The sequence below is a fragment of the Streptomyces sp. Tu 3180 genome, from assembly GCF_009852415.1.
Taxonomy (GTDB): domain Bacteria; phylum Actinomycetota; class Actinomycetes; order Streptomycetales; family Streptomycetaceae; genus Streptomyces.
In genome coordinates this window covers 5,145,574-5,160,822 of the sequence record NZ_WOXS01000002.1, presented here as the reverse complement: position 1 = coordinate 5,160,822, position 15,249 = coordinate 5,145,574, and the positions used below count along the sequence as shown (strand labels likewise).

Genomic DNA, 15,249 nt, shown 5'->3' with positions numbered 1-15,249 from the left:
CTCATACGGAGGAACGGGCCGGCTCAGAAGGCATCCGACGGCACGTACGTCCCCCAGACCTCCCGGAGGGCGTTGCACACCTCGCCCACCGTGGCCCGGGCCTTCAGCGCCTCCTTCATCGGGTACAGGACGTTGTCCTCGCCCTCGGCCGCCTTCTTCAGGGCCGCCAGCGCCGAGTCGACCGCCTGCTGGTCGCGCTCCGCGCGGAGCTTCGCCAGGCGTTCGGCCTGCTGGGCCTCGATGGCGGGGTCGACGCGCAGGGGCTCGTAGGGCTCCTCCTCGTCGAGCTGGAAGCGGTTGACGCCGACCACGACGCGCTCGCCGGAGTCGGTCTCCTGGGCGATGCGGTAGGCGCTGCGCTCGATCTCGTTCTTCTGGAAGCCGTGCTCGATGGCGTTGACCGCGCCGCCGAGGTCCTCGACCTTCTGCATCAGCTCCAGCGCCGCGGCCTCGACCTCGTCGGTCATCCTCTCGATGACGTAGGAGCCGGCGAAGGGGTCGACGGTCGCGGTCACGTCCGTCTCGTAGGCGAGGACCTGCTGGGTGCGCAGGGCGAGGCGGGCGGACTTGTCGGTGGGGAGGGCGATCGCCTCGTCGAAGGAGTTGGTGTGCAGCGACTGGGTGCCGCCGAGGACGGCCGCCAGGCCCTGGACGGCGACGCGGACCAGGTTCACCTCGGGCTGCTGGGCCGTCAGCTGCACGCCCGCGGTCTGCGTGTGGAAGCGCAGCATCAGCGACTTGGGGTTCTTCGCGCCGAACTCCTCCTTCATCACCCGCGCCCAGATCCGGCGGGCCGCGCGGAACTTGGCGACCTCCTCCAGGATCGTCGTCCGGGCCACGAAGAAGAAGGACAGGCGGGGCGCGAAGTCGTCGACGTCCATGCCGGCCGCGACCGCCGTGCGCACGTACTCGATGCCGTCCGCGAGGGTGAACGCGATCTCCTGCGCGGGGGAGGCGCCCGCCTCGGCCATGTGGTAGCCGGAGATCGAGATGGTGTTCCACTTCGGGATCTCGGCCCGGCAGTACTTGAAGATGTCGGCGATCAGCCGCAGCGACGGCTTGGGCGGGAAGATGTACGTCCCGCGCGCGATGTACTCCTTCAGCACGTCGTTCTGGATCGTGCCGGTGAGCTTGTCGGCCGGGACGCCCTGCTCCTCCGCCACCAGTTGGTAGAGCAGGAGCAGCAGCGCGGCGGGGGCGTTGATCGTCATCGACGTGGAGACCTTGTCCAGCGGGATCCCGCCGAACAGCACCCGCATGTCGTCGATCGAGTCGATGGCCACGCCCACCTTGCCGACCTCGCCCGAGGCGATCGGGGCGTCGGAGTCGTGGCCCATCTGGGTGGGCAGGTCGAAGGCGACCGACAGGCCCATCGTGCCGTTGGCGATCAGCTGCTGGTAGCGGGCGTTGGACTCCGTCGCCGTGCCGAAACCGGCGTACTGGCGCATCGTCCAGGGACGGCCGGTGTACATCGTCGGGTACACGCCCCGGGTGAAGGGGTACGCCCCCGGCTCGCCCAGCTTCTCGGCCGGGTCCCAGCCCTCGAGAGCCTCCGGCCCGTAGACCGGTTCGATGGGCAGTCCGGACTCCGACTCGCGCGCCATGGTCTGATGCCTCCCACTGAGCAGCGTTGCTCGACTCGCTCGGCCGTTACTCGTCAGTTACTCATCAGTACGGACCGACCCTCCGACGGACTGTAGCGGTGCGCGCACGGCCCGGTGGAGAGGCGCAGGCTGGGACCTTCCTCACAGCTCCGGTGGGACCCCGCTCACAGCCTCCGCCTCGTCCGCCTCGGCGGTCGTCTTCCGGTCACTCACCACCATGCACCGTGGTTCGGCCGCGGTCACGTCCGGGGAACATCTCGGTTGACGACCGGGGGCGGCAGCCGGCGGGACGACGGGGGGTTCGCGTGCGGAGGACGGGCGGGGAGGCTCGCGTGCGGAGGACGGGCGGGGAGGCCCGCGGGTGCGGGACGGGCGGGGCGGGAGCGCTCGCCGCCCTGGCGGCACTGGCGGTCCTGGCGGGCTGCACGGTGCAGCCCGCCGGCACGGACGGCGAAGGCGGGCCGCCGGTGCGCGTCGAACTGCCGGGCGGGACGCCGTCCGCGCCCCGTGCCCCGGACGGCGACGGCGCGCACGCGTCCGGGGCCGGTGACGACCGGTCCGGCACCGCGCCGGAGCAGGGGTCCCCCCGCGTGCTGTGGTCCCCCGGCGACTCCGGCCGCGACGTCCGCGAGCTCCAGGCCCGGCTGCGTCAGGTGGCCTGGCTCCTCCACGGCCCCACCGGGACGTACGACGGGCCGACGGAGGAGGCGGTGAGGGGCTTCCAGGGCAAGCGCGGGCTGCCGCGGACCGGCATGACCGACTCCGTCACCTGGCGGCGGCTGCTCGGGATGACCCGCGAGCCGGGCAGGTGGGAGCTGTACCTGATGGGCGGCCAGCCGGCCGACGCGCCCGACGCCCGCTGCCGGACCGGCCGGGTGCTGTGCATCAGCAAGTCGAGCCGCACCCTGCGCTGGATGGTCGACGGGCGGACGGTCTCGATGATGCCCGTCCGCTTCGGCTCGGAGTACACGCCGACCCGGGAGGGTGTCTTCCGCGTCTACTGGAAGTCCCGGCACCACGTGTCCACGCTCTACGACTCGCCCATGCCGTACGCCATGTTCTTCAGCGGCGGACAGGCCGTGCACTTCTCCGCCGACTTCGCCGCCCGCGGCTACGCCGGTTCCTCGCACGGCTGCGTCAACGTGCGGGACGAGGCGGCGATCGCCCGGCTGTACGCGCAGGTGCGCAACGGCGACAGGGTCGTCGTGCACTGGTGAGGGGCGCGGGGAACGGGACGGGGAGGATGCGGGCGCGGGCGGGACCGGGGGAACGTGTCCCGCCCGCGCCGAGGTGCACGAGCCGCGGGTACGGGGGGAACCCCGGCTCCGTGCGACAGCCGATGACCAGTCGGCTCATTCATTACTGCGTCACGGGCGCCGAAAACGTCACACCCGTCGGCGAGAAAATTTCAGAGGAAGGGAGAACTGCAGGTCAGAGGCGTGTGACGGGACGGTCGGGACCGTCACCACCGCCCTCACTCCCCTCGGCCCTTGCCGTTCCCGCCGTTCTTTCCGCCCTGGCCGCCCTGACCGCCCTGACCGCCCTGGCCGCCCTGACCGCCGTTCCCGCCGCCCTCGCCCTGGGCGTCGCCGTGGCCGCCGCCGACACCGTTGCCACTGCCGACACCGTTGCCACTGCCGACACCGTTGCCACTGCCGGCACCGGTGCCGCCGCCGTCGGTGTTGTCACCGCCGGTGCCGTTGCCGCCACCGTCGCCGTTGCTGCCGCTGCCCTGCCGGGCCTCGTCATCGGCGTGTTCCCGGACCGTGGGACCGGTGCCGGGGGTGGACAGGACGTCCTCGCAGTACGTGTCGACACGGGAGGGGCCGCCCGCCGCGCCCTCGACGAGGCGCCTGCGGTCGCCGCCCAGTCCCTTGCCGTCCCGGAGGTCGCGGCAGGCCGAGGCGATCTGCTTCCAGCCGCCCCGGGAAAGGGCCGCGGGGTCGTCGGCGTCCGGGCCGGACTCCCCCGACCCGGACGTGTCCTCGTCGCCCTGCGCGCCCGGCCCGTTCCGGGCGGTGCCGGCGGCGCCCCGGGAGTCCCGGTCCGGGCCGCCCCCGGGCGTGCCCTCCGTCGGCGGGGGCGACACCAGGGGACGTTCGGAAGGGGTGCCGGTGGCCGTGGCGGAGGTGGCCGGGTCGGCCCCGGGGCCGTCGGACGGGGTCGGCAGGACTCCGGTTCCGGCCAGGGCCGCGGCGCCGCCGACCATCCCGACCGTCAGCGCGGCGGCCAGCCCGACGCGCAGGGGGCGCGTCCAGCGGGGTCCGCCGAAGGTTCCGGAACGGCCGCCGCGCGGGGCGCCGAGCCGGACCGGCCCGGCGCCGGGGAGCCGGGTTCCGGCGTGGCGGCCGCCGTCCGCGTCCGGCGCGGCGCGCTCCGCGCGTTCCTCGCGCGCGGCGCGGAAGGCGGCCAGGGCGGCGGCCTCGCCGGGGAGTTCGCCGCCGGCCGACGGGGGTGGGGCGGAGAGGGCGCCGAGCGTCCTGGCGAGCCGTTCGGCCTGGTCACGGGCGACGGGGTCGGCGGCTTCGGGGAGCTCTCCGTTCAGCAGGCGCTCCGCCGTCTCACGGTCCAGCCACCTGTGCTGCTCGTCGGCCATCACATGTCCTTCTGCGTCCGCGCTCGCATCTGCGTCACACTCGCGGACGTCACCGTACGACGGCGTGGTTCTCTCTGGGGCGGAAGGGCGTCGAGCACCCCGGCGGATTCCGGACGGGCCTCCGGATCGTCACCGAGCAGCTCGGCCAGCCGTTTCAGGCCACGGTGCGCGGCCGTGCGCACGGCGCCCGGGCGCTTGCCCAGCGTCTCGGCGGCGGTCTTCGCGTCGAGCCCCACGACCACGCGCAGCACGACGGCCTCGGCCTGGTCCTGCGGCAGCCGGCCGATGAGGGAGAAGGTGCCGTCGGTGGCCAGCGCCTCGATGGCCTCGCCCGCGGTGTCGGACTGGGCGGCCCGCCCGGTGAGCTCGGTCTCGTCGCCGCCGATCGCGGGACGGCGCCCGCGCATGCGTATGTGGTCCAGCGCGCGGTTGCGGGCGATCCGGGCGGCCCAGCCGCGGAACCGGTCCGCGTCACCGGTGAACCGCTCCAGGTCACGGGCGATCTGCAGCCACGCCTCGGACGCCACGTCCTCGGCGTCGGGCTCGCCGACGAGCGTCCGTACGTACCCCAGCAACCTCGGGTGCACGGTGCGGTACACGGTCCGGAACGCGGTCTCGTCCCCGTCCTGTGCCGCACGCACCGCGGCGGTCAGCTCCGCGTCGTCCCCCAGCACCGCGCGCGCCCTTCTGCGCCTCAGCCGGCGCCGCTCTCGCGGGCCGGGTCGTTCGCCGTCGTGGTTGCCCCATTGGTGGTTGCGGTCTCCGGCCGCGGGCGGTTCGTGGTCATGTGTCCGCCGCGACCTGGCGCGAAAGGCACGTTACGACCTGAAACCTGTCTCCGTCCATGTCCGTCCAAGATGCAACTAACCCGTGACACAGCGGGGTGTGACAGAAAACGCACCCTCGGCGCTGTAGGAAGTACGGGCCGCCGCGCGGCCCGTACCGCGCGACGGCCGGGGCCTCTCCTGTGGGGGGTGGCGGCCCCGGCCGTTGCCCCGGCGGTTTCGGCGCGAGGACGTCGGCGGTGCGAGGACCTCCACGGAGGCGTTCCACGGCACGCGGGCGTCCGCACGCGCACAACCGCGCAACCTTCACTTTCTCCCGGCCACTCGCCCGTCCTCCCCGGTCAGCGGGGCGCGTCGGTGCGTTACGGGGTGCCGGCGCCCGGCCGGGCGGGCTTGCCCCGAGGGTCGCCCGAGCCGCCGTCCGCCGCGCCGGAACCGCCCGGGGCGTCGCCGGCCCCGCCCGCACCGGACCCGCCGGCGCCGGCCGAGGCGTTGCCCGGGGCGGTGGCCGGGGCCTCGTCGCGCGCGTCGCCGGAGGGGCTGTTTCCGGCCCGGCCGGTCCCGCCGGGGTTCTTCCCCGGTGCCGGGGTGCCGCCGGGCCGCGCCCCGGCGGTGGCCCGCTCCCGTCGCTCGGCGCAGTACGCGTCGACCTTCGCCTCGCCGCCCGCGGCCGCCGTGAGCCGCTTCCAGACCGTCGCGTCCAGCGCCTTGCCGCGCCCCTCGACCTGCTCGTAGGCGCGGCAGTGCGCCTCGGTGTCCCGGGCCTCGGCAGGGCGGTCCGGTCCGGCGGAGGCGGAACCCGCGCCGGCGGACTCCCCGGTGGACGGACCGGGCGCGCCGGGAGAGACCTGGGTGCGGCGGTCGTCCCGCCCGGGGCCGTCGGTGTCCGGTCCCGTCGCGCCGATCCCGGCGACCGCGACCCCGCCGAGGGTGAGGCCGCCGAGCAGTACGGAGAGCACGGCCTTCACCGAGTTGCCCCCGAGCCGCCGGCGGGACCGCCAGTCGTCCCGGCGCCGGGTGCGCGCGTGGTGCGCTCCCGCCTCCCGGGCGGCCCGGAACGCGGCGACGGCCCGCTGCTCGGCGGCGTCGTCGACGGGGTCCCGGATCAGCGCGGCGGCGAGCAGCGCCTCGAGGCCGGCGGTGTCCACGACGTGATCCCGGCCGGTGGCGGGGCCTTCCTGACCGGCCGCACGGTGCCCGGACGTCATGCCCTCAGGGTGCACACGCCGACGGCCCACCGGCCCGCCGTCGTTCTGCCGTTCACCCATGTCCGTTCCCGTCCCTGCTCGATCCACTCGGCTCGCTCGGCCGCGCCGGCCCGCCGGGCCCGGGCGGCCCGCCCGGTCCGTGCGGTCCGCACGGGCGGGCGGTCCTGCCCGGACCGGGGCATACGTTCGGCACGACCGGCCCGTTCGGTCCACCGGTCCCGGCCGGCCTCCGCGGGCCGCCGGGTCCGGCCGGCCCGGGCGGGGCGCCGTCGCCCGGCCCGCCGTGTCCGCCGTCCCGGCCACCGCTCATGTCGACTCACCCAGCGTCCGCGGCGCCTCATCCGTCACACTTTCGACGCCCAGCTGTTTGGCCAGGCGCTTCAGACCCCGGTACGCGGCCGTCCGGACCGCCCCCGGCCGCTTGCCGAGGACGCGGGCGGCGGCGGGGCCGTCGAGGCCGACGACCACGCGCAGCAGCACGGCCTCGGCCTGGTCCCGCGGCAGCTCGCCGACCAGTGCCAGGGCGTGTTCGGTGGACATCGCCTCCATGGCCTGGTCGTGGGTGCTCTGCGGACCGGGCAGCTCCAGTACGTCCTGCTCCAGGGCCGACGGCCGGGGCCGCACCCGCTGCCGGCGCAGGTGGTCCAGCGCCCGGTGCCGGGCTATGGTCGCCGTCCAGCCCCGGAACCCGGCCCCGTCGCCCTTGAACCGTCCCAGGTCGCGGGCTATCTCCAGCCAGGCGTCGGACATCACGTCCTCGGCGTCGTCCCCGACCAGCCCGCGCACGTAGGCGAGCAGTCCGGGCTGCACGAGCCGGTAGGCCGCGGCGAAGGCGGCCTCGTCCCCTTTCTGGGCCCGCGCGACGGCCGCGCCCAGCTCCCCGTCGTACGCCTGTGCGCGGCGGGGTTCCCCTCCGTGGCCCAAGAACTGTCCTCGTCCGTACCGAGTGCGTAGCGCATCCGCTGGGCGTGGGCGCGTCCGGTGGTGCCCACGCCCCCCACGGTCATCAGCGTCGGGCGCCACGAAAGTGTCACAGCTCGTCACGTGCCTCGTGCGGCACGCGCACCGGGGCGGGCCGCCCGTGCGCGGCCGCCGGGGAACGGCGGGCCCGTCCGTGCAGCACCAGGTAGAAGGTCCGGAGCGACTCCTGCGGGCCGCCGTCCGCCTCGAAGCGGTTGTGCACCTTGCCCACCGGGTTCCAGATCCGGCCGTCCGGCATCCGCACCCCGACCGGCTGGCCGAAGTAGGCGCGCTGCCCCTCGTCGAAGTCCACCCACACCGCCCCGGCGTGGCGCACGAGCACCTCACCGACGTAGGCGCCGAGCCCGAACAGCGTCTCGCGCACCCGCTCGTGGTCCGTGCCGCCCTTGCGCAGCCCGTCGACCAGGAAGTCGACGACGCGCAGGCTGGCCACGGAGTAGTCCAGCGGGAGCCGGCCGCGGGCGGTCATCCGGGCGACGAAGGCCGCCGCGTACGGCCGCATCCGCCCCGCCGCCGGCGTCCGCTCGTCCGCAGCCTCCATGGCCCCGCCCCTTCGCTTGGTCTGCCGGGGAACCCGGCCGGGTTCCCCGGCAGACCAAGCGGGCGGCGCGTCCCGGGCGTCACGGGTCACGGACGTGTCGATCGACACACGGCCGGTTCACACGCCGGGCACAACCTTTCGGCCTCCCGTACGTCCGCGAGGGCCTCCGGGCGGACGCGCGGATCCGGTGCCCGCCAGGTGATGTTTGGCCAGTTCCTCGCGCTGGGTGAGTGCCACCTGTGTGACCGGTGGTGTCCGTGTTCCTTCTTTAGGGGTGGGGTAGTTGAGTCCTCGCAGGACCCATGCGTACAAACCGCTGAGTCTCGGACGGCGGGCGTGGCTGACCGTCGGAGCCGTCGTGCTGAGCGGCGCGGGCGTCGTCACCTACGCGGTGGCCGGCCCGTCGTCCGGGCCGTCCGACACCAAGGCGAAGGCCCGCAAGCCGAGCGTCCACACGCTGCGGCTGGAGGACCGCGGCGCGGGCCGCCGGGGGCTGGACCGGCAGGCCACGGAGCGCTTCAGCGCGGTGCTCGTGACCTGGGACGACCCCGACGCCGAGGTCGAGGGCACCCCCGAGGTCCGGACCCGGGACCTGAGGACCGGCAAGTGGTCCGGCTGGCGGAAGCTGGAGGCCGAGCAGAGCCAGGCCGAGGGCGCGGAGGCCGCGCGGGCGGCGACGCGCGGCGGCACGGCCTCCGTGTGGACCGGTGGCGCCGACGGCGTCGAGGTGCGCGTGGTCGGGGCCGACGGCACCGAGGCGGGCGGCCAGCCGGCCGGCATGGACGTCAGGCTGCTCGACCCGGGCACGGACCCGGAGGGCGCCGCCCCGGCCGCGGGCGGCATGGAGCCCGCCGCGTTCGCGGCGGAGACCACGGCGCCGGTGACGGAGGACCCGGCCCCGACCGGGACGCCCACCGGCACGGCGACCGCCACCGAGCAGCCGGAGACCTCCGCCCCGGCCGGGACGGAGACGCCCACCGGGACGCCCTCGCCGACCGCCACCGACACCGCGTCCCCGACGGAGTCCCCCTCCCCCACCCCCACCGTCCCCGAGCCCCGGCCCTCGACGGTCGTGAAGCCGCCGGTCATCACGCAGGCCGAGTGGGGCGCCTCCACCGACTACGACGGCACGCCCAGCTACGGCACCGAGATCAAGGCCGCCGTCGTCCACCACACCGGCGTCGACGCCGACAACGGCGTCTCCTGCGCCGACTCGGACGCCCGGCTGCGCACCATCCAGCAGGCGCACATCGCGCAGGGCTACTACGACATCGGCTACAACTTCGTCGTCGACCGCTGCGGTCAGATCTTCGAGGGCCGCAGCGGCGGCATGGACCTGCCGGTGGTGGGCGCGCACGACGTCGGCTTCAACACCGACACGGTCGGCGTCTCCTACATCGGCAACTTCGAGAGCGCCCGGCCGAGCCGGGCCGCGATGGACTCGATCGCGCGCGTCATCGCCTGGAAGTTCGGCATGTACGGCATCGACCCGGCCGGCAGGGTCACGCTGACCTCCGGGGTGGACGCGGGCGTCAGCGGCAACAGGATCGCCAAGGGCGCGTCGGTCACCCTGCCGCGCGTCTTCGGCCACCGGGACACCAACTACACGGCCTGCCCGGGCGAGAACCTCTACCCGAAGCTCCCCCGCATCGCGGCGCTGGCCAGGACCCCGGGCATCTCGCACGCCCTGGCCACCTCCGACCACGACCGGGACGGTCTCGCCGACCTGGTCGCGGGCACCCCGAACGCCTCGAGCGGCGGCGGCAGCCTCACCGTGGTCCCGGGCGGCCTCGACGGCCCGGTCACCGGCGCGAAGAGGACGCTCACGCAGAGCAGCCCCGGCGTCCCCGGCTCCCACGAGTCCGGTGACGGCTTCGGCACCTCCAGCGCCTGGGGCGACGTCAACGGCGACGGCTACGCGGACCTCGCGATCGGCGTCCCCGGCGAGGACGACACCGACGGCGACACCGACCGCGGCGGGGTCGTGGTGATGTACGGCCCGGCGCTGGACACCGGCTTCTCGTACACCACGGCGGGCGTGGCGCAGACCGGTGCCAGGCTCGGCACCACGGTCGCCGTCGGCGACTTCGACGGCGACGGCAAGGCGGACGTGTTCGCCGCCGGCACCGGCAGGGGCGGCAACTGGAACGCCCGCCACACCGGCGGCGCCACCGAGTACGGCACGCTGACCTCGGCCACGGGCGCGGTGGCGTACCTCGACGCCGCGACCGGCGACTTCAACCGGGACGGCTACGCGGACGTCGCCCTCAACTACCGCGACACCGGCGGCGTCGGCCGCGTGCTCCGCTTCGCGGGCTCCGCGTCCGGCCTGACCAAGGCGGGGGTCATCTCCGTCAGGGGCGGCCGCTCCCTCGCCGCGGGCGACGTCGACGGCAACGGCTACGACGACATCGTCATCGGCCAGCCGGTGGGCACCGAGTCCGGCTTCACGACGCCGGGCGGCCGGATCACCATGGTCCTGGGCACGTCGACCGGGTTCACCACCACCGGCATGAAGTCGATCCACCAGGACACGACGTCCGTCCCCGGCAGCAACGAGTCCGGTGACGCGCTGGGCACCTCCGTCTCGGTCGGCGACTACAACGCCGACGGCTACGCGGACGCCCTGGCCGGCGCCCCCGGCGAGAACCTCACCCGCGACGGCGCCGGCCGTTCCGACGCGGGCAACGCGCTCCTGATCCCCGGCACGTCGGCCGGCCTCACCGGCTCCGGCTCGAAGAGCCTGTCGCAGGACACCTCCGGCGTCCCCGGGTCCACGGAGTCCGGCGACCGGTTCGGTTCCGCGGTGTCCCTGACGGACCTGTCCGGCTACGGACGCGCGGACCTGACGTTCGGCGCCGACGGCGAGGACACCTCGGACGGCGTCCTCCTGTACCTGCCGAGCAACGGCACGGGCCTCGGCTACGGCGACTCCTACGTCATCGGCAAGGGCTCCCTCGGCACGCCGACGGACGGCCGCCTCGGCCGGACGCTGACGCCGTAGCACCGCACCACCGCCCGCACGGCGACGGCCGGGGTCCCGCCCGATGCGGGGCCCCGGCCGCTTCACGTCCGCCCGTCCGCCGGCCGCCGGCGGTCCGTGGCCTCCTCGCCGTCACGCGGCGCGGCACACCGGGAGACCCCGGTGCCGCCCGTCCGCCCGTGACGGCACGGCGGGCTACGGGCGCGCTCCCCCGTCCGACGCGTCCCGGCACAGCAGCCGCAGGGACCCGTCGCCCGTGTAGCAGCGGACGGCCTCCTCGATCGGGGCCCAGAGGCGGCCGTCGGGCGTGCGGACCCAGTGGTCGCCGCCCGCGGACCACCACTCGCCGCCGGTCTGGCGGATGATCACCTCGCCGGTGTAGGCGCCGAATCCGCGCAGCACCAGCTCCACGGCGGCGTACGGGGCCTCCTCCCGGCGTATCTCCTCGATCATGCGGTCGACGCTCCACAGACTGCGCGCCGAGTAGTCGAGGCGCAGTCGTGCCCCTTCGCGCATCGCCGCCACCGCATCCGCCGCCCATCGGACCGGCTTGGCCGCGGCCGAGGGCCTGGTCTCCTGCTGTGTCGTCACAGTCGTCGCAGTCGTCACACCATCAGAAGCGCACCGGGGAAGCGTTTCGTCACCCGGCCCCGGGGGGCTTCCCACAACCGGCGCAGGACCGCCCCGACTCCGCCCCGGAACCGTCACGGCGGCAGGGCGCCGCCGCGCGGTGGCCGCCGGCCCGGGGCGGCGCGGCCTCAGTCGTTCCTGCGGCTGCGCCGGGACAGCGCGGCGCGGAGCACCCGCCGCCCCTCCGTCGACACCTCCAGCGCCCCGCGCAGCCCCGCCGGGCCGTGGGCGGACAGGAGCTCCAGGACCGCGACCTGGCGGCGCAGTTCCGCGGCGACGAGCGGCGACATGCCCTCCGTGCGGCCCTCGCGGCAGGCGTCGACCGAGTCCTCCCCGTCCTCCGCCGCGGCGGCGCCGTCCAGGAGCCGGTGGACGCGCAGCGCGGCGGCGGAGCAGGCGTCGGCCCACACCCGCAGCTCGGCGGCGGAGCGCCCGGCGGGTGCGGCGGCGAGCATCCGGTGCGCGAGCGCCGCGGCCTCGTCCCCCGCCGCCCCGTCCAGCTTGCCGCGCGCCTCCTCCAGCCGCTGGGCCCAGTCACCGGTGCCGGCGTTCTCCGCGAGGCTCGACCACAGCGGCCGCAGCACCTCGTCGTCGCCGTCCAGCAGAGGCACGCACCGATCCAAACAAGCCAACCCGCTCACGGCCAGCCCGCGCTCGTCGGCCTGTGCGATCAGTTCCACCAGGCTCATCCACGCCTCCCTCAGCGGGTACCGCAGGCCCCGGTGAGGCCCTTCACAAGCCTCTTCCCTTACGGAACCCGCACTTTCCCTTACTGCGTGCGACGGCCCGGGAATGTCACAGGGGCACCACCCCGAGCCGGTCCAGCAGGCGGAAGAAGAGGTTTTCGGCCATCTGGTCGGGGTCGGCGGTCAGCACCTCGAGCAGGTCCTCGGCGGACACGGTGTGCCCGGCCTCCTCCGCCCAGGAGACGGCGCGGTCGGCGGCGTCGCGGGGTTCCAGGAAGTAGTCCTCCAGGGTGAGCCCCTCCTGCTGGCCGCCGAGGTACCCGGCCATCGCGGTCCGGGCCAGGCAGGTCGTCCACGCCCCGCTCACGGGAGCGGCCGCCTCCACCACCGCGCAGTCGCCGTCCATGACGTACCCGAACAGCGCGGGCGCGCCGGTCTCCCGTGCGAGGTCGTTCATGTTCCCGACGTCGCCCCCGCCGCCCGGGTACTCCCAGACCTGCCATCCGTGCGGCGCCGAGGTGCGCAGGGTCATGCCCGGGGCGGCCCCGGCCAGCGCGTCCAGCTCGGCGAGCGGCCGCTCCCCGCGGCCCACGACGTAGTACCCCCAGTAGCCCATGTGCTGGCGTCCCCCGGTTCCTCGGCTCGCCGGTGCGGCCCGGCCCGCCAGAAGACCACCACAGCCGTACGGCGGTTCGCAGGCGTATGCGGCAATCCGCCCCCTCCTCGCGCCCGTCCCCACGCCCGTCCCCGTGCCGGCGATCCGCCCGCCCCCGCGCCCGCGGCCCGGGGGCGGAGCCCGCGCGGGTCAGTCCAGCTCGTCCGCCAGGGCCCGGAACTCCGGCCAGGACAGCTCCGGCCGCCGCGGGTCCCACAGCTTCTGGACGGTCGCCCGCAGCGGCAGCCGGATCCCGGACGCGACCTGGTCCTCGGTCTGGGAGCCGGCCAGGTCGCACCAGACGGCGAGGGAGCCGCCGAGGATCTGGTCGTCGTACCGGGACGGGACGGCGGTGGTGCCGCGCAGCACCCGCGGCGTCCACTGCTCGTAGATCCGCTGCCCCGTCGGGTAGACGAAGGTCAGCGGTTCCCCGAGCACGTAGTAGAGGAACTCGTCGTTGTAGTTGACGACCTCGCGGCCCTCGTCCAGGTACTCGACGGGCTGCCGGGCGCCGATCTCCTTGCCGGTCCAGTAGGCGACCTCGACGTCCCGCGCGGCCCGCACCGACGTGCCCCGGAAGAAGCCGTCGTTCCAGGCGCGGGGCGTGCGGCCGTGGGCGCGGACGGTGGCGGCCCGGTCGTTCAGCCAGCCGGTGGCCAGGTCCTCCACGGTCGCGCCGGGGCCGTACTTCTCCCGTGCGGCGGCGGCGAGGCCCGGGAACGACGCCTCGGGGTCGGACACCACCAGCGCCTGGTACTCGTCGCCGCCGAGGTGCCACCGCCCGCCGGGGAAGAGGCCCGCGTACTCGTCCAGCAGGTCGTCGACGATCTCGGCGGACGCCTCCTCGGAGATGTCGACGGCGCCGCGCACGGCGCGACCGCCGGCGTCGCGCAGCTGGAGGTCCGGATGGGCGGCGAGGACCGCGCCGAGGTGCCCGGGCGAGTCGATCTCGGGGACGACGGTGATGTGCCGGCTCGCCGCGAGACCGACGATCCGCTTGACCTCCGCCTTGCTGAGGTGCTGTCCGGAGACGATCTCCGGGTGCGTGTCGGACTCGACACGGAAGCCCTGGTCGTCGGAGAAGTGCAGGCCGAGCTCGTTGAACTTCAGGTCGCCGAGTTCGCGGATCCGGTCCTCGATCCAGCCGGCGGTGAAGTGCTTGCGCGCGATGTCCAGCATCAGCCCGCGCCGCTGCTTGGCGGGCTCGTCGCGCACCACGCCCTCGGGGGCGGCCCCGGCGCCGCGCACCTCCTGCTTGAGCGTGCGGGTGCCGTAGAACACCCCCGCCTCGCCGGGGCCGCTGACGGTCACCCGCCCGCCCCGCACGGTCATCGTGTACGACTCGGGGTTCGCGCCCGCGTCGCGGTTCAGCACCAGCCTGAGGTCCCCGGGCCGCTCGTCGTCCTTCTCACCGGCGTACGCCAGTCCCAGCTCGCCGGCTATCAGCCGCCCCTCGTCGGCCAGTGCGCCGTCGTTCACGACCACCCGGTGGGCCCGCTCGGGACGCCAGCCGGGGCCGCGCCCGGCGGTGTGCTCCCGGACGGCGGGGATGGTGCGCGGCGCCCGGGACAGGGGGTAGGACCGGCTGGGGCTCGGGCTCGCCTCCGGCGCCGTCCCCGTGGGGGCCGTCGTCGAGCCCGCCGCCGGGCCGTCGCCGTCCGAGGTCGCCCAGAGCCCGAGACCCACCCCGGACGCGGCCACCAGCGCGCCCGCCGCGGCGGCCACGACCAGCACCCTGCGCCGCCCCGCCGTCCGCCTCGCCGTCCGCGCCGCTGCCCGGCGCCCGTGCTGCCTGTGCCGACTCACCCCGCCAACCTACGGCCCGTACGGGTGAGCGGCGTCGACGAGCCGTTCCGAAACTCTGCCGTCCGGGTGAATTCGAGCCATCGATCGGACATGTCATGGACTCACTCGATAACGTGTCGCCACAACTCTCACACCATCCGCCACCGAACACACACGCGACGCCCACGAGGACCCACGCTGCCTGCGCACCGTCTCCCAGACCTCCCCGGCCGAGTCGGCATACCCGGACAGTCCCGCGGCAGACCCGGCCCCCCGTCCCCGCTGGAGCACTTCAACGCCGTCCCCGCAGAGGACGCCGAGCGCACCCTGCTGGCCTGCCTGAACAGCGTCCGCTGGGCCCTGCGCATGGCCGACCACCGCCCCTACCCCGACCTGACCTCCCTGCTCGCCGCCTCCGACGAGGCGGCGTACGACCTGACCGCGGCGGAACTCGCCCAGGCCCTGGCGGCGGAGTCCCTGCCCGCCCTGCCGGAGGGCACGTACGCGGCCGCCCACACGGCGCTGAACGCGGCGTACGCCGCCTACGAAGCCAAATTCGGACACCTGTTCGTCATCCATCTCGACGAGGTTCCGCCGGAGGAGCGCCTGGACCGCATCCTGGAGGGCATCCGGTCACGATTGGCGAACGATCCGGAGGAGGAGCGGCTCGTCGCGGCGGAGGAACTCCGCCGGCTCGCCCGGGGGCGACTGGCGGACGCCTTCAGGGACGCGGGGAACTGCGCGGCCAGCCACTGACCCCCAACCAGGCATATCCGCACGAATCCACCGCTTCCG

General features: G+C 75.0%; 13 protein-coding genes. 3 read left to right on the top strand and 10 right to left on the bottom strand.

Features of this window, described 5'->3' with window-relative positions:
• Nucleotides 1–23: 23 nt before the first annotated feature.
• Nucleotides 24–1,604, bottom strand: coding sequence for a methylmalonyl-CoA mutase family protein (locus GL259_RS24275; protein ID WP_159535442.1), 1,581 nt, complete (start codon nucleotides 1,602–1,604; stop codon nucleotides 24–26).
• A gap of 404 nt (nucleotides 1,605–2,008) precedes the next feature.
• On the opposite strand from GL259_RS24275, the gene GL259_RS24270 reads away from it, so the two are divergent.
• Nucleotides 2,009–2,821 carry a L,D-transpeptidase family protein gene (locus GL259_RS24270; RefSeq protein WP_159538926.1) on the top strand — a complete coding sequence of 271 codons (813 nt, stop codon included), beginning with the start codon at nucleotides 2,009–2,011 and terminating at the stop codon, nucleotides 2,819–2,821.
• Between the two features lie 257 nt (nucleotides 2,822–3,078).
• Here the strand turns inward: GL259_RS24270 and GL259_RS24265 are convergent, their stop codons facing one another.
• The 5 genes from GL259_RS24265 to GL259_RS24245 form a co-directional block, all read right to left on the bottom strand.
• Complete coding sequence (locus GL259_RS24265) at nucleotides 3,079–4,200, bottom strand: hypothetical protein (protein WP_159535441.1); 1,122 nt, start codon at nucleotides 4,198–4,200, stop codon at nucleotides 3,079–3,081.
• Complete coding sequence (locus tag GL259_RS24260; RefSeq protein WP_159535440.1) at nucleotides 4,200–4,874, bottom strand: RNA polymerase sigma factor; 675 nt, start codon at nucleotides 4,872–4,874, stop codon at nucleotides 4,200–4,202. The genes GL259_RS24265 and GL259_RS24260 overlap by 1 nt, the downstream gene beginning before the upstream one ends.
• Before the next feature lie 473 nt (nucleotides 4,875–5,347).
• A complete protein-coding gene (locus tag GL259_RS24255) occupies nucleotides 5,348–6,193 on the bottom strand; it encodes a hypothetical protein (protein WP_159535439.1) in 846 nt (281 codons plus the stop codon).
• Nucleotides 6,194–6,499: 306 nt separating this feature from the next.
• Nucleotides 6,500–7,117 carry an RNA polymerase sigma factor gene (locus GL259_RS24250; protein ID WP_159535438.1) on the bottom strand — a complete coding sequence of 206 codons (618 nt, stop codon included), beginning with the start codon at nucleotides 7,115–7,117 and terminating at the stop codon, nucleotides 6,500–6,502.
• Nucleotides 7,118–7,223: 106 nt separating this feature from the next.
• Entirely contained in the window at nucleotides 7,224–7,715 is a 492-nt protein-coding gene (locus GL259_RS24245; RefSeq protein ID WP_243762374.1) for a hypothetical protein, read from the bottom strand.
• A 283-nt stretch (nucleotides 7,716–7,998) separates the two neighbouring features.
• Between GL259_RS24245 and GL259_RS24240 the strand changes: the two genes are divergently transcribed.
• Nucleotides 7,999–10,719 carry an FG-GAP-like repeat-containing protein gene (locus tag GL259_RS24240; RefSeq protein WP_159535437.1) on the top strand — a complete coding sequence of 907 codons (2,721 nt, stop codon included), beginning with the start codon at nucleotides 7,999–8,001 and terminating at the stop codon, nucleotides 10,717–10,719.
• A 174-nt stretch (nucleotides 10,720–10,893) separates the two neighbouring features.
• Here the strand turns inward: GL259_RS24240 and GL259_RS24235 are convergent, their stop codons facing one another.
• The 4 genes from GL259_RS24235 to GL259_RS24220 form a co-directional block, all read right to left on the bottom strand.
• Nucleotides 10,894–11,289, bottom strand: coding sequence for a hypothetical protein (locus tag GL259_RS24235; RefSeq protein WP_166461547.1), 396 nt, complete (start codon nucleotides 11,287–11,289; stop codon nucleotides 10,894–10,896).
• A gap of 167 nt (nucleotides 11,290–11,456) precedes the next feature.
• Nucleotides 11,457–12,017 carry a hypothetical protein gene (locus tag GL259_RS24230; protein WP_159535435.1) on the bottom strand — a complete coding sequence of 187 codons (561 nt, stop codon included), beginning with the start codon at nucleotides 12,015–12,017 and terminating at the stop codon, nucleotides 11,457–11,459.
• Between the two features lie 106 nt (nucleotides 12,018–12,123).
• Nucleotides 12,124–12,630 (bottom strand): hypothetical protein, encoded by a 507-nt coding sequence (locus GL259_RS24225; RefSeq protein ID WP_159535434.1) that lies wholly within the window; start codon nucleotides 12,628–12,630, stop codon nucleotides 12,124–12,126.
• Nucleotides 12,631–12,819: 189 nt separating this feature from the next.
• Nucleotides 12,820–14,400 carry a glycoside hydrolase family 20 protein gene (locus tag GL259_RS24220; RefSeq protein WP_159538922.1) on the bottom strand — a complete coding sequence of 527 codons (1,581 nt, stop codon included), beginning with the start codon at nucleotides 14,398–14,400 and terminating at the stop codon, nucleotides 12,820–12,822.
• A 294-nt stretch (nucleotides 14,401–14,694) separates the two neighbouring features.
• Between GL259_RS24220 and GL259_RS24215 the strand changes: the two genes are divergently transcribed.
• A complete protein-coding gene (locus GL259_RS24215) occupies nucleotides 14,695–15,210 on the top strand; it encodes a 2-oxo-4-hydroxy-4-carboxy-5-ureidoimidazoline decarboxylase (protein ID WP_243762598.1) in 516 nt (171 codons plus the stop codon).
• Nucleotides 15,211–15,249 lie beyond the last annotated feature (39 nt).